The 19170-nt window shown below is 46.7% G+C and carries 17 protein-coding genes; 13 read left to right on the forward strand and 4 right to left on the reverse strand.

From position 1 onward, the window contains the following. Positions 1-64 precede the first annotated feature (64 nt). Positions 65-1219, reverse strand: coding sequence for a THUMP domain-containing class I SAM-dependent RNA methyltransferase (locus tag AC1DE7_RS03725; RefSeq protein ID WP_074094429.1), 1155 nt, complete (start codon positions 1217-1219; stop codon positions 65-67). A gap of 238 nt (positions 1220-1457) precedes the next feature. On the opposite strand from AC1DE7_RS03725, the gene AC1DE7_RS03730 reads away from it, so the two are divergent. Continuing rightward, positions 1458-2090, forward strand: coding sequence for an O-methyltransferase (locus AC1DE7_RS03730; protein ID WP_477533758.1), 633 nt, complete (start codon positions 1458-1460; stop codon positions 2088-2090). Between the two features lie 450 nt (positions 2091-2540). Here the strand turns inward: AC1DE7_RS03730 and AC1DE7_RS03735 are convergent, their stop codons facing one another. Beyond that, positions 2541-3752, reverse strand: coding sequence for an asparaginase (locus tag AC1DE7_RS03735; RefSeq protein ID WP_477533759.1), 1212 nt, complete (start codon positions 3750-3752; stop codon positions 2541-2543). Positions 3753-4238: 486 nt separating this feature from the next. Between AC1DE7_RS03735 and AC1DE7_RS03740 the strand changes: the two genes are divergently transcribed. Next, positions 4239-5441, forward strand: coding sequence for a cytochrome P450 (locus AC1DE7_RS03740; RefSeq protein ID WP_477533760.1), 1203 nt, complete (start codon positions 4239-4241; stop codon positions 5439-5441). A gap of 107 nt (positions 5442-5548) precedes the next feature. Here the strand turns inward: AC1DE7_RS03740 and AC1DE7_RS03745 are convergent, their stop codons facing one another. Continuing rightward, a complete protein-coding gene (locus AC1DE7_RS03745; protein WP_036670103.1) occupies positions 5549-6760 on the reverse strand; it encodes an MFS transporter in 1212 nt (403 codons plus the stop codon). 204 nt (positions 6761-6964) lie between these two features. On the opposite strand from AC1DE7_RS03745, the gene hemE reads away from it, so the two are divergent. The 6 genes from hemE (at position 6965) to AC1DE7_RS03775 (ending at position 13447) form a co-directional block, all read left to right on the forward strand. Beyond that, complete coding sequence (hemE, locus tag AC1DE7_RS03750) at positions 6965-8029, forward strand: uroporphyrinogen decarboxylase (RefSeq protein WP_036609707.1); 1065 nt, start codon at positions 6965-6967, stop codon at positions 8027-8029. Next, the gene (gene hemH, locus AC1DE7_RS03755; protein ID WP_477533761.1) at positions 8022-8972 is read left to right on the forward strand and encodes a ferrochelatase; all 951 of its coding nucleotides are present in this window, start codon (positions 8022-8024) and stop codon (positions 8970-8972) included. Before hemE ends, hemH begins: the two co-directional genes overlap by 8 nt. Beyond that, positions 8972-10396: a protoporphyrinogen oxidase gene (gene hemY / locus AC1DE7_RS03760; RefSeq protein ID WP_477533762.1), complete on the forward strand. Its 1425-nt coding sequence runs from the start codon at positions 8972-8974 to the stop codon at positions 10394-10396. The genes hemH and hemY overlap by 1 nt, the downstream gene beginning before the upstream one ends. A 182-nt stretch (positions 10397-10578) precedes the next feature. After that, on the forward strand, positions 10579-11991 hold the full coding sequence (locus AC1DE7_RS03765) for a CapA family protein (RefSeq protein ID WP_477533763.1): 1413 nt from the start codon (positions 10579-10581) through the stop codon (positions 11989-11991). A 24-nt stretch (positions 11992-12015) separates the two neighbouring features. Next, on the forward strand, positions 12016-12768 hold the full coding sequence (locus AC1DE7_RS03770) for a glycerophosphodiester phosphodiesterase (RefSeq protein ID WP_036609699.1): 753 nt from the start codon (positions 12016-12018) through the stop codon (positions 12766-12768). A gap of 46 nt (positions 12769-12814) precedes the next feature. After that, positions 12815-13447: a fumarylacetoacetate hydrolase family protein gene (locus AC1DE7_RS03775; RefSeq protein WP_127543969.1), complete on the forward strand. Its 633-nt coding sequence runs from the start codon at positions 12815-12817 to the stop codon at positions 13445-13447. 122 nt (positions 13448-13569) lie between these two features. On the opposite strand, the gene AC1DE7_RS03780 is transcribed toward AC1DE7_RS03775, so the two are convergent. Beyond that, on the reverse strand, positions 13570-13977 hold the full coding sequence (locus tag AC1DE7_RS03780) for a hypothetical protein (RefSeq protein WP_353882778.1): 408 nt from the start codon (positions 13975-13977) through the stop codon (positions 13570-13572). A gap of 386 nt (positions 13978-14363) precedes the next feature. Here AC1DE7_RS03780 and AC1DE7_RS03785 point away from each other — a divergent pair, with 386 nt between their 5' ends. The 5 genes from AC1DE7_RS03785 to AC1DE7_RS03805 are packed head-to-tail and all read left to right on the forward strand — an operon-like array spanning position 14364 to position 19091. Continuing rightward, a complete protein-coding gene (locus tag AC1DE7_RS03785; protein WP_036670114.1) occupies positions 14364-14921 on the forward strand; it encodes a MarR family winged helix-turn-helix transcriptional regulator in 558 nt (185 codons plus the stop codon). Positions 14922-14979: 58 nt separating this feature from the next. After that, positions 14980-16428 (forward strand): aryl-sulfate sulfotransferase, encoded by a 1449-nt coding sequence (locus AC1DE7_RS03790; protein ID WP_477533764.1) that lies wholly within the window; start codon positions 14980-14982, stop codon positions 16426-16428. A gap of 39 nt (positions 16429-16467) precedes the next feature. Continuing rightward, entirely contained in the window at positions 16468-17496 is a 1029-nt protein-coding gene (locus tag AC1DE7_RS03795) for an ABC transporter substrate-binding protein (RefSeq protein WP_477533765.1), read from the forward strand. A gap of 27 nt (positions 17497-17523) precedes the next feature. Next, positions 17524-18300 carry an ABC transporter ATP-binding protein gene (locus tag AC1DE7_RS03800; RefSeq protein ID WP_340016530.1) on the forward strand — a complete coding sequence of 259 codons (777 nt, stop codon included), beginning with the start codon at positions 17524-17526 and terminating at the stop codon, positions 18298-18300. A gap of 17 nt (positions 18301-18317) precedes the next feature. Beyond that, positions 18318-19091: an ABC transporter permease gene (locus AC1DE7_RS03805; protein ID WP_477533766.1), complete on the forward strand. Its 774-nt coding sequence runs from the start codon at positions 18318-18320 to the stop codon at positions 19089-19091. The last annotated feature ends 79 nt before the right edge of the window (positions 19092-19170 follow it).

The raw sequence follows: 19170 nt of genomic DNA on the forward strand, positions 1-19170 counted from the left end.
AGAAAAGCGCACAAAAAAAGCGCCCCGGCCATTGGATGGCAGGAGCACTTTAGATTCGAAATAATTATGAAGATTGTGGTGCTTTATTTCGTGGGGGCAGTGGGCCCAAATACTGATAGTACTGGGTTTCAATTCGTCCGTTGAACAACTTGCGACGTTTGTCTGCTTTATGACCGAAATACTCCTCAAAAGCTTTGGTTGATGTGATTGCAAAAAAGGACCATGTTGGCATGTCGAGGTAACTGCGCCCTAATGAGCGGAGCAACTTCTGAACTTCTTTTTCTTCACTCAAACGTTCACCATATGGGGGATTAGTAATGATAACACCATATTCACCCTGTGGTCTTGCGCGATGAGCGGGCAGGACGCTGACTTCAATATCTTTGGCGAACCCAGCACTTTTGATCGCTGCCATAGCAACTTCGATCGCTTCAGGATCAATATCGCTACCTGAAATTTGTAACGGGACATCGTCACGTACAGCATCAAATGCTTCTTCGCGCGCCTGTTCCCATAATTCTTCAGGAATGACAGCCCAGTCCTCAGAGTTGAAGGTCCGACGAAGTCCTGGTGCAATGTTCCAGCCGATCATAGCGGCTTCGATCAGCATTGTGCCGGATCCACAGCATGGATCATAGAATGGACGGGATACATTCCAGCGACTGAGCTGAATAAGAGCGGCAGCAAGCGTTTCTTTCAGTGGTGCTTCGGTGACGAGTTTACGATAACCCCGTTTATGCAGACCTGGTCCCGTCGTATCTAAAGTAAGCAGGGCGCGATCGTTCAGCAGAATGACCTCAATCACATAACGAGACCCATCCTCTGGGAACCACTCTGTGTCATAAGTCAGCTTCAGTTTCTCTACGATTGCTTTTTTCACGATCCCTTGTGATGCAGGCACACTGCTTAACTGGGATTTTTGAGAACGACCCTCTACAGGGAATTCGCCGTCGGCAGGAATCCACTCTTCCCAAGGCAACGCTTTGGTGCCTTCAAACAATTCGTCGAAAGTCGTGGCAGGGAATTCACCCATTTTCACCAATACACGATCCGAACTTCTCAGCCACAGGTTACAACGGCAAATATCAATATAATCTCCTGTGAAGAAAACCCGGCCATTGTCGATCGTAACATCTTCATACCCCAGTTGCTTCAGTTCCCGGGCAACAACAGCCTCGAGTCCCATCGCCGAGGTTGCAATCAATTGCAATTGAGCCATGTGATTCATTTCAACTCCATTTCAAGCTGGAGAAGGAATATCCTTCTCTCTGCTGTATAGTAACGGTGCGGCCTTGCCGCTTTCCGTGAAAAAACTTACAATGAGAAATGCGGTGAACGTATGCACTCCTCTTTCGAAGTGATGCATCAGTCACCGCCTGTGTTGATAACAAACATTTATTATAGAACATTGGCATCCATATGGAAAGCAGTCCAAGTGTCCAAGGAGGATTTTAGTGGTGAATCTGACCCCTGATGAATATGTAAATCAATTATTTCAAGAGGATGAGCTTTTGCTGAAAGTGAAAGAGGCCATCCGTTCGAACGGTATGCCGGAAGTTTCGGTTGCGGCGGCATATGGACGATTGCTCACGTTTCTAGCGAAGACATCCGTAGCAGAAGCTGCGCTCGAAATCGGCGTGCTGGGCGGTTACAGTGGGATCTGCATTGCGCGTGGTTTGCGTGAGAATGGAACCCTGACTTCGCTGGAACTGAAAGAGGAATATGCGGCAATGGCGCGTGGTCATCTGGAGGAAGGTGGTTTTGGCGAAAAGGTGGAGTACCGCATTGGCCCGGCGGCAGACAGCCTGGAGCAATTGGAGCAGGAAGGTCGCACATTCGATTTCTTCTTTATTGATGCAGATAAGGAGAATTATCCGGTATATCTTGACTATGCCATTAAGCTGGCCCGGCCAGGTGCTGTCATCGTAGGTGATAATTGTTTCCTGCGTGGTCGTACGCTGAATCCGGACAAGCAGGGCCCGGCCGTGCTTGCTGTTCGTCGTTTCAATGAACAGATGGCAAGTGACCCGCGCCTGGTGACGACCATGTTGCCCGATTACGATGGGCTGGTACTTGCTTGGGTGAAGTAAAAGTGGATATTTCCTAAAGATAAAACTCCAATGAAACACGATCTCACGCTTTTATGTTTGTGAGGGGGCGTGTTCCATCGGAGTTTTTTTAGTGAAGAAGAGATCATAACTAACTTTCAGTTATTTTATGGTAACATTGTATATAAAAAGTTATAAATTTCTATATATGGAGGTGTTGAATTGAGACCTTTATTTATTTTTCTTTCTTTGCTTCTGATCTCAGGTTTCGTATTTCATTTTCTTAACGTATACACGCCCTTTTTAATACTGCCAGTTTATATTTTACATATTGCAACCCTAGTTTTCTTTGTTGTTTATCTGTTCAGGTTTTATTTAACTAAAAAAATAATCATAAAATCTGAAAACACACAAAGAAGAGACGACACACCTTGAATCACAGGGAGTATCGTCTCTTCTTTGTATTTACAGATATCGTTGTAGTAGTTCGATTTATACTTCAGGTGTTCCGTACGTTTCAAACCATTTTTTGATGGTGTCAAAATCATCACTGAAGGACAGGCCCAGCATCAATAATACACGAGCTTGTTGTGGACTCAGGTTGTCGCCTGCAATGATACCTTTGCCGCCACCGTACACACTTCCTGAACCCGTCCGAGTGGTGGTCACAAAGATGACACCTTCTTCAATGGCTTTGGTACGAGCTTGTCCCATAGCTCTGGAGATACCTCCAGCTCCGGTACCGGAAGTCACAATTCCTTTGGCACCGCTGCTCACGAATCCTTCAATGGCTCCACCGCCAGCTTCTTGATATGAGATCGCAATTTCTACTTTGGCCAGATCTGCCTTTGTGATTTTACTTAGATCAAATATGGGCTTTGCTGTGCCTTCAGGTTTCAAGGCACGTGCAGGAGCACGGTAGATTCGAATGTTTTCTTCATCAATATATCCTACAGCGCCGAGCATCGGCGTTTCAAACGTATCTGTCCGATAATCATTTGTCTTGGTTACACCACGAGCAAGCTGGATTGTGTCATTCAACATGAGTACTGTGCCAAATGAAGTGGTACGACCACTACCTGCAAGTTTGATGGCGTTGTACAGATTGGCTTGAGCGTCAGAACCGATGACGGTCCATGGACGCATGGAGCCTGTGATCACGACAGGTTTGTCACTCTGAACCGTCATATCGAGGAAATAAGCGATTTCTTCCATTGTATCTGTACCCGTGGTAACGACAACACTGTCATACGTTGCCAGAGCTTTGTCTACCGTCTGCGACAAGTCATAGAGGTCGGTCATGCTATAGGAACCTGAACCTGAGTTTCCGAATTGGAGCGTGCTAACATCGGCAATCTTCTGTTTATCCGGTAAGGCGTCTACCATCTCTCCAATGGGAAGTGTACCTGCCTTGTAATTCTGGAAGCTGGTGGCATCCTCGGATTGACCAGCAATCGTTCCGCCAGTTCCGATCACCAATACATTAGGAAGTGCAGATTGCTTGGAAGAGTCTGGTATTGCAGGGATGGAAGTGTTACGAGCTGGAGTAGTAGTTGCTGTCTGAATAGCACCTGTTGTGCCTTTCACCTCTACCGTAGCTGCGTGCGCGGCGTAGGTTCCAATGGGGGACAACGAGATGGTCAATGCTGTTAAAGCTGCGGTACTCCATACGGCCCAGGGACGAAGATTGGATGTTTTACTCATGAATAGCACTCTCCTTCAAGTAAGTGTGATGTTAAGTTTGTTAAGAAGAATATGTATACCATTTCAAATTGATTGTATTTTATGTTAAGTAATATGACAAATATAGATAACAATAGAGTAATCGGTTACATTCATAGATAATGAGAGTAAAATGATGTTTATAAGGAATTATGAAAGATTATTCATTTTGATTAGAGATAGAAAAGAAGCGGTTTTAGTATTTTTGAAGGAAAATAAGCCCTTTTAATGTTAGTTAACATTACATAATGAGTCTTTTGTCCTGATAAAATGAAGCATTTTAATAAAAGAATGTCGAATTGGGACTCATATCAGAAGTAGGTAACAGAATGAGAGGATGATAGTAACGCATATTAGGTAATGGGGCTCAATTACGGTCTAAAGAGTGGTTTCGTTATAGAGTTATGTTTATAATAGGGGTGATCAACATATGTAAATAAATATATAATATTGATTGGAGGAGAAACGATGAAACAGGCACCGAGAAAGTATGCAAATTACATTCCGATTCGGGAACTGGAGACTTTGGAAGAGAGGTTATCTCCCTTCAAGGTGTATGCAGAACTTCGTGATAACACTCCAGTCCGCTATGATGAGCATCGAGAATGTTGGGATGTTTTTGGTTATGAAGATGTGAAGTACGTTCTGAAAAATCCGAAACTATTCTCTTCTGCACGTGATCGTGCCAATACGAGCATGTTGACGACAGACCCTCCCAAACACAAACAGCTGCGTGATCTGGTGAACCAGGCGTTTACACCCAAGGCAATTGAAGCATTGTCTCCGCGTATTCAGGAAATCACAGATGAGTTAATTGCTCCACACCTGTCAGAAGGACATATGGAACTTATTGATGACCTTGCAACACCATTGCCTGTCATTGTCATTGCGGAATTGATCGGAGTCCCTGCGGCGGATCGTCAAAAGTTCAAAGACTGGTCTGATGTGTTGGTGAAAGGCGCGCGTGACGATAGTGAGCAGGCCTTCCAGGAGTTATTGGAGGAGAAAAAAAGAAATATGCAGGAGTTGCATATCTATTTCACTGGCATTATGGAAGAACGTCGGTTGCAGCCAAAGGATGATCTGATCTCATTACTGCTTGCTGCGGAGATTGATGGTCAGCAATTGACTTCAGATGAAGTGGTAGGCTTTTGTATTCTCTTACTTGCTGCCGGTAATGAAACAACAACCAACCTGATTACCAATGCGGTTCGTATTCTGTCTGAACAACCCGAGCTACAACAGGAGTTGCGTGAACATCCAGAACGGATTACTTCTGCGATTGAAGAGACGCTGAGATATTATCCGCCAATTGTGGCGATTGGGCGGGTCGCCAAGGAAACTGTAGAGTTGAATGGTCAGACGATTCAAGCTGGAGAGCAGGTGATTTCCTGGGTTGGAGCAGCCAATCGGGACAGTGCCCAATTTGAAAACCCGGAAGATTTCATCTCTGATCGCAAGCCGAACAGGCATATGGGCTTTGGTTTTGGCATTCATTTTTGTCTGGGTGCACCACTCGCTCGTTTGGAGGCAAGGGTAGTTCTTCATACATTGCTTCAGCACATGGGAAACATTCAACTTGTGCCGGGAACGGCTCTGCAACCGATACAAAGTGCCTTTGTGTTTGGTGTGAAGCATTATCCGATACAATACAATCTAATAAATAAATAATGAATGGCACATGAATGACAAAAGCCGCTCTCAGGCCAATTAGGCGCTGGAAGCGGCTTTTTCAAATGAAAAATTAAGATGGACTATTTAAAGAAATGGATAGGGAATCAGGATTCCCGAATAGAAGCAGGTTTGTTATACAATTTGAATCGGACCCAAACCATATTAAGCAGCAGCAGTCCGCCAGATACGATAAACAGACCTTCGATCCCGATGAATCCTGCCATAAATCCTCCAATGATTGCTCCGAGCATGTTGCCGAGCGCCAGAGTACTCGTATTAAAACTGAATGCACGGCTGATCATGCTATCGGATGTATAGGAACGGATCAAGGCATTAACGCTCGGAAGCAGGCCGCCCATGAACACACCCATCATGAAACGAACAAGAATGAGCTGCCACACGGTCTGAACAAATGCCTGCGGAATAAGCATGAGTCCTGTTCCTATGAGGGAGAACGTCAGCACCTTGTGAGGACCAATCCGGTCACTTAGTTTCCCGAGAATCGGAGACATCGCCATATTGGATAGTCCCGTAACTGCACCGACAAGTCCTGCCCAGAAGGCCACGTTTACATCCGAAGCATGCAATTTTTGTACATACAGCGGCAAGAGTGACATGGGGCTGATCATTGCAAACTGCAACAGAAACGTTACAGCGAACAGTGCGGGCAGTTGAGGTGACTTGTTCAATTCCTTCAGACCGGACAATACGGATTGTGCCGGCAGTTTGGCTGCTTCTTGACGGTCAAACTTCTCTCTCACCAGGAACATGGCGAGCATGGAAGCAACAAAGATCAGTCCACCTGTAATGTAGAAAATGGGGCGAAAGCCTACCGCATCCGCTAACAAGCCACCAATAAGTGGACCCAAGATTGTGCCGGCAACCTGCCCGGACTGACTGATTCCCATGGCAAAACCCATGCGGTCTTTAGGTGTGGTACCTGATATCAGCGCAACAGCTGCAGGATTGAAACCGGAGATGGTACCGTTAAGCAATCGCAATAAGAGAAGCTGCCAAGGGTTCTGTGCCAGACCCATAAGGGCAATTACGATGGCCATCCCGAATCCCGAACGCAGCAGCATTACTTTTCGGCCATACTTGTCCGATAACTTGCCCCAGAGCGGTTGGAACAAAAATGAGGTGAGGAAATTGGCTGCAAAAATAAATCCCGCCCATATGCCAATTTCATGTTCGCCAACAACGCCCAGATCTCTTGCGAGATAAAGAGACAAAAATGGGGTAATCATGGTCATGCCCGAATTGACCAAAAATTGTCCGAACCAAAGCACAATGAGGTTTACTTTCCACGTTTTCAAAGTGCTTTCACTTCCTTTCAAAGATATTTCTGTAATTCTCAAAAAAACACCATTCTTTCATTATAACATAATTGGCATATGAGGGATGGGTGTAAGGAATGTCATAGTATTGTCACGTAGAACGCATCTGCATGTGGTTGTTACGGCTGTTTAAAAAGGGCATAATGGTAATTATGAGTCCAAAAACTATTGGAGGCTTCTTACATGAGCTATAATGATCGACTGATTCGGGCAAGTTTCAAACAACAGGTAGACCGTGTCCCGGTATGGTACATGCGTCAAGCTGGACGTTACGATCCTGAATATCGCAAAATTAAAGAAAAGTACTCCTTGTTAGAAATCTGCAAACAACCCGAGCTGGCGGCTGAAGTTACACTCATGCCGGTACGCAAACTTGGTGTAGATGCGGCTATTTTGTATTCCGATATTATGAATCCGGTTGCCTCATTGGGCATTGATTTTGACATTGTAAAAAATATTGGTCCAGTTATCGATAATCCTATTCGGTCCGCTGCAGATGTGGATCGGTTGCGTCCCATCGACGTAGAAGGAGATCTGTCACATATTCTGGAAACCATTCGAATTCTGGATAAGGAGCTTGATGTGCCTCTTATTACGTTTGCGGGCGCACCATTCACGATTGCGAGTTATCTGATTGAAGGACGACCTTCGAAAGGGTATATCCGCACCAAAACGATGATGTACAGCGAGCCTGAGGTTTGGCACAAGTTGATGCAGAAGCTTGGTGATATGGTTATTACATATGTCCGTGCGCATATTGCGAATGGCGGTAAGGCATTCCAGTTGTTTGACAGCTGGGTTGGAGCACTTTCTCCCAAAGACTTCAGAACATATGTGTTGCCTACGATTACCCGTATCTTTACCGAATTATCGGATTTGAATGTACCGAAGATTTATTTCCCTGGTGTTGCATCCGGTGAGTTGTTGCCAGCACTGCATAATTTGCAAGCCGATGTGATTGGACTGGACTGGAGAGTATCCATTTCGGAAGGGCGTCAACGTCTTGGCGGCAAATTTGCAGTACAGGGTAACCTGGACCCATATTTGCTGACTGCCCCGATGGAACTGATTAAAGAGCAAGCCAAAGTGATTATTGACGAAGGAATCAAGGAGCCGGGTTATATTTTCAACCTCGGACACGGATTATTTCCTGAAGCATCGCTAGAAAAGCTCAGAGAACTAACGGCGTATATTCATGAATATTCTGCCGAAGCAATGAAGAGTGGGGTGACGGTAACCAATGACTAATACTGTAGGTGTACTGGTGATGTCGTATGGCACACCGGAAAATATGGAGAGTGTTGAAGCGTATTACACACATATCCGCAGAGGACGTCCGCCTGAACCAGAGCAATTGAAAGAACTGACGGATCGTTATGAAGCCATTGTTGGCGGTGTTTTCCCACTTCGGGAGAACACAGACAATCAGGTCAAGGCCCTTCAAGAGACATTAAACCGCGATGAGCGTGGCACTGATGTGGAATTCCGTTGTTATCAAGGACTGAAGCATGCCTATCCGTTTATTGAGGATGGCGTGGAGCAGATGGCGAAGGATGGAATTCAGACAGCGATTGGTATTGTACTGGCTCCTCATTTTTCCACGATGAGTGTAGGCAGTTATATCAAACGTGCGCGTGAAAAAGCAGAAGAGCTGGGCGTTCATATGTCCTTTATTGAGAGTTATCATCTGCATCCAAAGTTAATTCAGGCGTTGTCCACACGTGTCAGTGCCAAGTTGGATGCGTTCGAAGAAGCTGGAGCAAAACGCGGAGATGTGAAGGTGTTGTTTAGTGCGCACAGTCTGCCGGCGCGTATTGTGGAGATGGGTGATCCATACCCGCAACAATTGCTGGAGACTTCGGAAGTGATTGCATCACGTGTAGGCATAACCAGTTGGCAATTTACGTGGCAGAGTGCCGGACGAACAGCTGAGCCTTGGCTTGGACCGGATATTCTGGATACGTTACAGGAGCTTTCTCGTGAACAGGTAGAGGATGTGCTTGTGGCACCAATCGGGTTTGTCTCGGATCATCTCGAAGTGCTCTATGATCTTGATATTGAGGCCAAATCGATTGCCAAAGAGATCGACATGCGCCTGATGCGTATTGATTCTCTCAATAGCGATCCTCTATACATGGAGACGTTAAGCGACGTTATTATAAGCCAATGGCAGCAAGGGTCGGATGAGTAATGGGTGATAAGAAACGCCGTGTTGTTGTTGTCGGCGGTGGCCTTACCGGCCTCAGCGCGGCATTTTATATCCGCAAGCATTACCGGGAAGCAGGAGTTGAACCTGTGATTACTTTGGTCGAGAAAAGCTCGTCCATGGGAGGCATGATTGAGACACTGCACCGGGATGGATTTGTGATTGAAAAAGGGCCGGATTCTTTCCTGGCTCGCAAAACAGCAATGATTGACCTTGCCAAAGAATTGGAGATTGATCATGAATTGGTCAGTCAGAATCCGGAGTCGAAGAAAACGTATATCATGCAGCGTGGCAAGCTTCATCCTATGCCAGCAGGACTTGTTCTCGGTATCCCGACGGAACTAAGATCATTCTTGAGAAGTGGTCTGGTCTCTCCGGCAGGCAAACTGCGGGCGTTGATGGATTTTGTCATCCCGCCGCGTCGTACAACAGAGGATGAATCGCTCGGTTATATGATTGAACGCCGTCTTGGAGCAGAAGTGCTGGAGAACTTGACGGAACCGTTGCTCGCGGGAATCTATGCAGGTGACATGCGACGATTGAGCCTCCAGGCTACCTTCCCGCAGTTCGGAGAAGTAGAACGCGATTACGGCAGCTTGATCCGGGGCATGATGACAGGCCGCAAACCGGCTGAGACGCATACCGGAACAAAACGAAGTGCTTTTTTGAACTTTCGTCAGGGACTCCAGAGTCTTGTTCATGCACTCGTCCATGAGTTGCAGGATGTGGATCAACGTCTGAACACCGCGGTGAAGTCACTGCAACGTCTTGATGCAGCACAAACCAGATACCGTGTTGAACTGGATAATGGCGAAATGCTTGAAGCCGATGATGTAGTGGTTACTGTGCCAACGTATGTTGCGTCTGAGCTGTTGAAGCCTCACGTCGATACAGCGGCACTGGATGCGATTAACTATGTGTCTGTAGCCAATGTAGTGCTCGCTTTTGAGAAAAAAGAGGTGGAGCATGTATTCGACGGATCGGGTTTCCTCGTTCCGCGGAAAGAGGGCCGTAATATTACGGCTTGCACGTGGACATCGACGAAATGGCTGCATACGAGCCCGGATGATAAGGTGCTGCTTCGCTGTTATGTTGGTCGCTCCGGTGACGAACAGAACGTAGAACTTCCGGATGAAGCGCTGACGAATCTCGTTCTCAAGGATCTGAGAGAGACCATGGGTATCGAAGCGGTGCCGATTTTCTCCGAGATTACAAGGCTACGTAAATCCATGCCACAGTATCCGGTGGGACACCTCCAACATATTGCCGCCCTCCGTGAGGAGCTTGGTAGCAAATTACCGGGTGTGTACATTGCAGGTGCAGGTTATGAGGGCGTAGGCTTGCCTGATTGCATCAGACAAGCGAAGGAAATGTCTGTTCAGGCTACACAAGAGCTTGTAGCAGATTAAGTACAGCAAGAGAGCTGTCTCAAACGTAGAATTATCTACTGGAGAGATGGCTTTTTTTATATGAAGATCTGGAAGCTAACTGAGTTCATACCCTTTCAATCGATACAGTTCCAAGGAATGATGGAAATCCAGAATATGCCTGATATAATGGTATGTATGGCTGTGAAGAAGAGGAGTTGCTTATGTATCCCCCAAGATCAGATCGAAGTGTAGAGAGAAAAAAAAGAAAGCGCACCCGCGATAGAATCATCTGGACAGTTAATCTTGTATTGATCATGGCAATTGGTCTGATAGGCATTTTTTATGTTATTAATACACGTCAGCAACAGGCAGACCAGCCAGTGAAACAAGAAATCGTCGATCAGGATCAGCCTTCCATTGGAGATGATGCCAAAGGCGGGGATCAATTAACTTCTCCAGACTCGGAATCTGATGAGACTTCGGAAGAAGAACCCGAAGCTACGGATGAAGAGACAACAGCGGATGCAGATAAGACATCTGGAGTAGCGACACCTGACACTTCAAGCAATACCAATAGTGAGAAAGCAGAATCCGGAACGAAAAAACCTACGGCAGATTCGACACCGTCCGGCACAAAGGGAAATGCAGGTGTGGATCAGCAATCAGGGACGTCGAAACCTTCCAATTCAACGAAGGATGTCACGATTAACTTTGTTGGTGATATTCAATTCTCGGGCAAAGTTGCTGAACTGCTGGATAAGAACGGTTATGATTATCCCTTTGCCAAACTCGGCAGATTATTCAAGGATGATGATCTTACCATCGGTAACCTGGAGACACCAATAACTCATGGTGGTACCAGTGCAGCTGATAAAACCTATGTCTACAAATCATCGCCCAAAGCATTGGCGGCAATGGCTTCAGCCGGTTTTGATGCTGTCAATTTGGCTAACAATCATATTCTGGATCAGGGCGTAGAGGGCTTGGTGGATACGTTAACTTATCTTAAGGAATATGGCATAGCTCACACCGGGGCAGGTATGAACAGGGATGAGGCCTATGCACCAGCATATCTGGAACGCAAAGGCATGAAAATTGCATTGCTTGGGTTCTCCCGAGTTGTACCGGAAACGAGTTGGAAGGCTGAAGGCAATCGGGCTGGCGTGGCTGAAGCCTATGATTCCACAGGAGCAGTCAAAGCGATCCAGGAGGCACGTAAGAAGGCTGATCTGGTGATCGTGGTTGCACATTGGGGAGAAGAACGTGTAAGTACTCCAAATAGTGACCAGACCCGATTGGCTCATGAGTTTGTAGATGCTGGCGCTGATCTGGTCATAGGTGGTCATCCCCATGTGTTGCAAGGGTTGGAATACTATAAGGGGAAGTGGATTGCATACAGTACGGGAAATTTCATTTTCTCCAGATCAACAACCGAAGAGACGTGGAAAACGGCGGTATTTCAGGCTCGCTGTAGTCAAGATGCAGCTTGCAGCATGAAAGTTATCCCTTATGAGGCCGGGTTAGGTCAGGCCATTCCAATGATTGATGAGGCGAACAAACTGCTGTTGGAACAGATGGCAAAGCTCTCCCCGGGTATTCGATATGATGGGAATGGAGTCGCTTCGCCTAATTAAAAACCTTTTTGAGGAGGGAATCGAATGAACAACCTTTGTGTAGCACACCGTGGATTTTCTTCTATCGCACCAGAGAATACGATGGCTGCATTCCTGATGGCCATGGAGCGACCTGAAGTTCAGTGGATGGAGCTGGATGTGCAGTTGTCGCGTGATGGTGTACCAGTGGTCATTCATGATTTTACTGTGGATCGCACGACGGATGGCAAGGGCCTGGTTCGGGAAATTGATTGGGCTGATCTGCAACGTCTGGATGCCGGAGCATGGAAAAACAGGTCTTACAAAGGAGAACGGATTCCGGCGCTAAGTGAATTGTTAGATCGCTCGTGCGGCAGAGTGCGTTTGAACATTGAACTGAAAACGCAGGGAGACATGTACCCGGGTCTGCCTGCGGCTGTTATACATGAAGTGAGAAAAAGACATATGCAAAATGATGTTGTGATCACCTCATTTGAACCAGCCGCACTGATCGAAGTGAAGAAACTTGCACCGGAGATCCAGACGGGGCTAATTATCGATGCACGACCAGGTGACCTGTTAACCGCGCTGCGGCAGATGAATTGTACATTCCTCTCGATTGGATACACCAATGTAGACAAATCCTTAATGAACGAGATGCGGAGTGCAGGCATTCGGGTGATGGCTTGGACAGTGGATGACAAGACCATTATGAAGAAACTGGCGGCAGTTGATCCAGAACTGATGTTATGTACGAACCGTCCTGACGTGTGGGAGCTGGCATTTCAGGAGACAAGTAGCCGATTTTTCAGACCTTAACTTTACTATATGCACTAATGAATCCGATAAAGGTGGTAATATACCCATGTTGACTAACATTCGCAATGTATACTGTGTAGGACGCAATTATAAACTTCATGCGGAAGAATTGGGTAACGCGGTTCCGGATGAACCAATGATCTTTATGAAACCTTCTCATGCAGTCGTGCCCCTGAATGGTGAAACGCTTGAATTGCCTGCTAGCAAGGGTGAAGTTCACTATGAAGCTGAACTGGTCGTGCAAATCGGCCGGAGTTATGAGCCAGGTATGGCGGTAGATGAGCTGGTGGAGGCGTATGCATTTGGTATTGATTTTACGTTACGTGACGTACAGAGCGTGATTAAGAAAAAAGGGCACCCATGGACAGCGGCCAAAGGGTTCAGAAATTCCGCTCCGGTTACTGCATTTCAGGCATTCCCGGGTGCGGCAGCTTTACTCGAGAAAGACTTTACATTGACCAAAAATGGTGAGGAAGTCCAGCGTGGTAACATTCGTAACATGATCTTCAGTTTACAAGATATTGTGGATTATGTAGGTCACCATTACGGCCTGGGGCCGGGCGATGTCATTTTTACAGGAACACCTGAAGGTGTTGGACCAACACAAGCAGGAGATGTGCTCGAACTGGCATGGGACGGCGAATCCTTGGGTGCCTGCACGATTGGGGTAGCACAATAAGGATTACACATCATACCTGCTTGAGGTGAGTAGGGTACAAGAAAGGGGCGTGAATACGCTCCTTTTTGCTGTGTTATCGTGGATATATGTTTATACCTTCATCGTACGGATACGCTACTAATTTACGCCAAGCTGTATGCTGTATTTGCGCTCTGTGTGACCAACTCTTCCAGTTCAGCTTGTTGTGCAGCATGTTGCTCCGAGCTGATACTTCCATTTGCGAGCCGTTCATCCAACTGCTCTCTGAGCTGTCTTACTTGTATAGCGATGACCTCATCCAAATTCCCGTTATTTTCTTCCGTAATTGTCCTCAGTGATTTGCCGTTGTACAGTTCCTGATACAGATCCACTTCTGAAGCCTGATTCAGAGCGTCGAGCAGCTCATCACTGCTTCCCTCACGAGTGTCCAAGTCAACGATGGACCATTTAGCAGTAGGTATGGGAGAGATGGCAGACTGGCCCCAGGCTGTTCCAGCGAAGGACATAGTGACAATCATTGTGCCTATAATAATGACTCTTTTCATATTCATATGGATAATCCTCATTTCTGTAGTTGAGTACGAACTGAATCGTAGCTTTTGGTTGATGTAGTTATAGATGTTTCGATCTGAGAATAGTGTAAACGGGAAACCTGAAGTGAAACTTAAAACAGGATAAGTAATTTCAAACCGGCGGGTAATGACTGTAAAAGTAGATCTATATTTTAATTCTCACTTGACAGGTTGGGTTAGTTGGTTATATGATAATCTCAATTATTTTAATACTCATTAAATGAACAGTGAACTAATTTGAACTGAAAACTGCATTGAGCTGATTGGACCACCAAAGGCTCCCGGGACTACTCCTCTAAGGAATGTCCTCGGGGGCCTTTTTTCGTATCTTTATTGAAGCTTCAAACGATCAAGGAGGTTATGAAATGAGTGATAGAGACTGGGAAGCGTTGGAGCGGACGGATTGGTTATTTCGCAAAATGGTCAGACGATTCGTCAAAGAGCGGGATCGCATCTCTGTAGAAGGTATCAGCCTGCCAGGCATGCTTATCCTGCACAAAATCATTCGTGAGGGAGAACAGCGGCTTGGAGATCTGGCAGAACAGTTGGACTTTACATCCGGTGCCATTACTGCTCTAACCGATAAGTTGGAAAAAAAGGGACTCACCATCCGCAGACGAAAGGAAGACGATCGCCGGACGGTTTTACTGGACATCACATCCAGCGGGCGGGAGATGTATGCGAGAAACAGCAACATCGGTGCCCGATGTATCACGCTTCTGTTTGAGGGTTTTACGAGTGAGGAACTGGAGCAACAAAGTCAATTCTACGAGCGGGTAGTAGCGAATCTGGAGGGATTCTCGGACACGGTGCTGGAATTGGCGGAGAGCAACGGGATACAAGAACATAATCGGTCCTCCACAAGTGACCTTGAGCAGAAGCAGCGGGACAATGCCGGGAAGAGGAACTATCTCAGTTATTGAGGTTGGGTCAATGTAACGACATTTGATATACCACAAACATTCTAGGGAGAGATGATCAATGGGACACTCAACAATATATCCAACTGGAGCGACGTTATACCATCCGGATAAGGCTTGGGGCGGTTATACCGTTTATCAGGCAGGTGAAGAAGGCGTAGTATTGATCGATATGAATGGCAAGGAGGTTCACCTGTGGAAAGGATTGTTAGGTTTTCCGGCCAAAATATTACCTGGCGGCTACGTGCTGGGCAGCACGGGTCGGAGAGATCCGAAGTTCGGTATTCAGGATAATGTCGATCTGGTCCAAGTGGATTGGGACGGCAACATTGTATGGAAATACAATAGCTACGAACACATCGAAGATCCGGGGTATGAGCCACTATGGTATGCCCGCCAGCATCATGATTATCAGCGTGAGGGGAATCCGGTAGGTTATTATGCACCTGGCCTTGCGCCAAAGACGAAGAATGGTAAAACCCTTATTCTGGCACACAAAAATGTGAGTAACCCGCAAATTTCAGATAAGCCATTGCTTGATGATGCCATTATCGAAGTGGATTGGGAAGGGAAGGTACTCTGGGAGTGGCTGCCTAACGAACATTTTGAAGAATTAGGTTTTGATGAAGCTGCTCGAAATGTCCTGTTCCGTGATCCGAATACACGCTCTTTCGGTCATCTTGGCGGTGGAGTCGGTGACTGGTTACATATTAATTCTGCTTCTTATGTCGGACCCAACCGCTTCTATGAAGACGGAGACGAACGGTTCCACCCCGACAATATTATCTGGGATGCCAGAGAGGCCAACATTATTGCCATTACAGACAGACAGAGTGGAAAGATCGTGTGGAGACTAGGACCAGACTATACTTCAACTGAAGCGAAACACATTGGCACAATTATCGGACAGCATCATGCACATATCATTCCCCAAGGTCTACCAGGAGAAGGCAATTTGCTCGTATTCGACAATGGCGGCTGGGCAGGTTACGGCCTTCCCAATCCGGCTTCTCCATTTGGATTGAAACATGCGATTCGGGATCACTCCCGTGTACTGGAGATTAACCCGGTCACCCTGGAGATTGTCTGGCAGTATACATCGGCAGAAGCAGGTTTCTCAGTTCCGACGGATTCTTATAAATTTTATAGCCCATACATCAGTTCCGCCCAGCGTTTACCTAACGGCAACACCCTAATAACCGAGGGTTCCAATGGCAGATTGTTCGAAGTGACAGCGGAGCATGAGCTGGTCTGGGAGTATGTCTCCCCGTACACAGATGGGCGGAATACCAATATGGTCTATCGCTCATATCGAGTTCCTTATCAGTGGGTTCCACAGTTGGAGAAACCGCAGGAAGTTGCCATCGAAGCCATTGATGTCTCCACCTACAGGGTCCCGGGAGCAGCACCCAAAGGTTCTGCATCCATCGTGAGCGTAGAGACAACTCTTCCATTTGTGGAGGGTGCAGCCTGTGTGGCAACGTCGGATGAAGGCAAGTCAGGCGGTTAAGCGTCAAGAATCATGACTAGATCGAATGGGGTGTATATTGTGAGAAAACCATCCATAGTAACCGGCATATTGATATTATTTCTGGCTACGGCACTCCTATTATCCGGATGCAGTTCAAACGCAGCAGGATCTGGAGCAAAAGACGCTACCGGCAAGAATACCGATAATGTAAAAATTCGAATTGCAGATACAAGTACGAACCCAACGTTCAGGGTAGCCATTGCCAAAGGTTTTTTTGAAAACAGGGGCATTGATGCAGAGAGTATTACGTTTGGCTCGCCGGCTGAAGGTGTAAATGCACTATTTATCAAACAGGTAGATATTGCGTACGGGGCAGACTTCCCTGTATTAAATGCTTTGTCTAAAGGGGAATATTCAGTCATCGCTTCTGCAGGCCAGACTACGGATGAAGCGGCAGCCGCCTGGAAGCTGTATGCAAGGGAGGATATTCAGAGTGGAGCGGATTTGAAGGGCAAGAAAGTGAGTTTCATTCGAGGCACATTTATTCCGTATCTATGGGATGAATATTTGAAAGATCAGGGGGTGGCGCTGAGTGATGTGACGCAAATTGGTCAGGGGGCTTTTGATGAAGCCTACATCGCACTGAAACAGGGAGATCTTGATGCCGCTTGGGTTATAGGTTCCGCGTTAACCGATAAATTCGATGCACTCGAAGGAGTGCATCAGCTGACGGATATGTCTCAGACCCCTATACGCCTTGGTATGGGACTGGTATCGAGTAATGAATTCATCCAGGCAAACCCTGAAAAGATCAGTGACTTCCTTGCGGCGCTGGATGAAGCATCCACGTATGCTCAAGCGCATCCTGAAGAAGTTGCGGATCTGATGTATCAAGAGACCAAACAGCCTAAAGATGCCACGTTGAAAGACCTTCCGATCAATCCATGGGAAGTTGGATTTACGCAGGCTGCTTATGATAGTTTGGCAGGTCAGAAGCAATATATGGTGGACACTGGAATCATCGAACAGGATTTTGATCTCGACTCCAAACTCGATCTGACTTCTCTCCAGCAGGCTCTGCCGGATAAAGTGACATATAGTAAATAATTTATATTCAAATGGGAGGTGTCCGTTATGTCCTTACCTGCAACTCAGCATACCATTCATATTGAACAGCTTCGGAAAACGTATCATGCCCCGACCAATGGGGATGTGCATTATATCATTAAGGATGTCGATCTGGTTATCAAGGGAGGAGAGTTCTTTGTCCTGCTTGGTCCCAGTGGGTGTGGCAAGTCAACGTTACTGAATATGATTGCGGGTTTTATCTCCAAGTCGGGCGGACAGCTCAAGGTGGATAACAAGGAGATCGACAGACCGGGCAGGGATCGGGCAATGGTATTCCAGCAGGCGGATTCTTCTCTCTTTCCATGGCTAACTGTGAGGGAAAATGTTGAATTCGGACTTCGAATGTCCAAGGTGCCTAAGACACAACGACGTGAGATCTCTGACCGTTACATCCAGCTTGTTGGACTGAGTGCTCATGAGGGGAAATTTCCGAAAGAACTCTCGGGTGGCATGAAGCAGCGGGTTCAATTGGCCCGGGTACTTGCGAATGACTCGGCGATCTTGCTGATGGATGAACCATTCGGTGCGCTGGACGCCATGACGAGACGCACCATGCAGAAAGAACTGGTGAATATCTGGAAAGAAACCCATAAAACCGTTATCTTTGTCACACACGATATTCAGGAGGCGTTATTGCTTGGTGAGCGCATAGGCATTATGTCTGTAGGTCCATCTTCGAATATAACGGATATTTACCACAACAACTTACCTTACCCGAGGAACATCGCCTCGTCTGAGTTCAACACCCTGTATGACCGAATTCAAGGCCACTTTGAAGAATAACTGAGGTGATATGTAAGATGAAATGGTTGGAGAAAAAATGGGTGTCTATCCCGCTTCTATGGGTAACGGTCATCTTAATCTGGCAGCTTGGTGCCCTCATCTATGGGCCTGACGTAATCCCTGGTCCGTGGCACACGATCCTGGGAGCACGCGAACTGATAGCTGACGGTACGCTGATGGAGTATATCGGAATCAGCTTCACTCGTGTACTGGGGGGCTGGGTACTCGGAAGCATCATTGCTATTCCGGTAGGGCTGATTATTGGTAAAGTTCATCTCATCCGGCTGTTCGCGGAACCGTTCCTTAACTTTATACGTTTTATCCCGCCGATCGCCTTTATTACCTTATTTCTGGTCTGGTTCGGAATTGGTGAGCAATCCAAGATCGCGCTCATTATGTATGCAACCTTCTTCATTGTTGTATTGAATACACTGACAGGTGTACTCTCCGTTGAAGAAGACAAAATCCGGTCGGCCCGCAGTATGGGAGCCAATGAACGGCAGATTCTGCTGCATGTGATTGTTCCGGCGACAACCCCGTATATCTTCACAGGTGTGCGACTGGCGATGGGAACCTCGTATATGGCCATAATCGGTGCTGAGATGATTGCCTCCAATGAGGGAGTGGGTTACTTAATCTGGAACTCCAGACTCTTTTTCCGAACAGATTGGATCTTTGTCGGACTGATTTCCCTGGGTTTTATGGGATTTCTGACGGATCGTTTGTTCAACTGGTTTGGTCGCAAAGTACTCTACCGATATGGGGTCATTGGCGGAGCGAAGCGGGTCTAAATTAGGACATAGGAACATTGAATTCCAGACGTTACTTGAAGAGGGAAGGTATCTTGTTTTAACGTTTGATCAATAACCT

The organism is Paenibacillus sp. 10L310, from assembly GCF_056395745.1.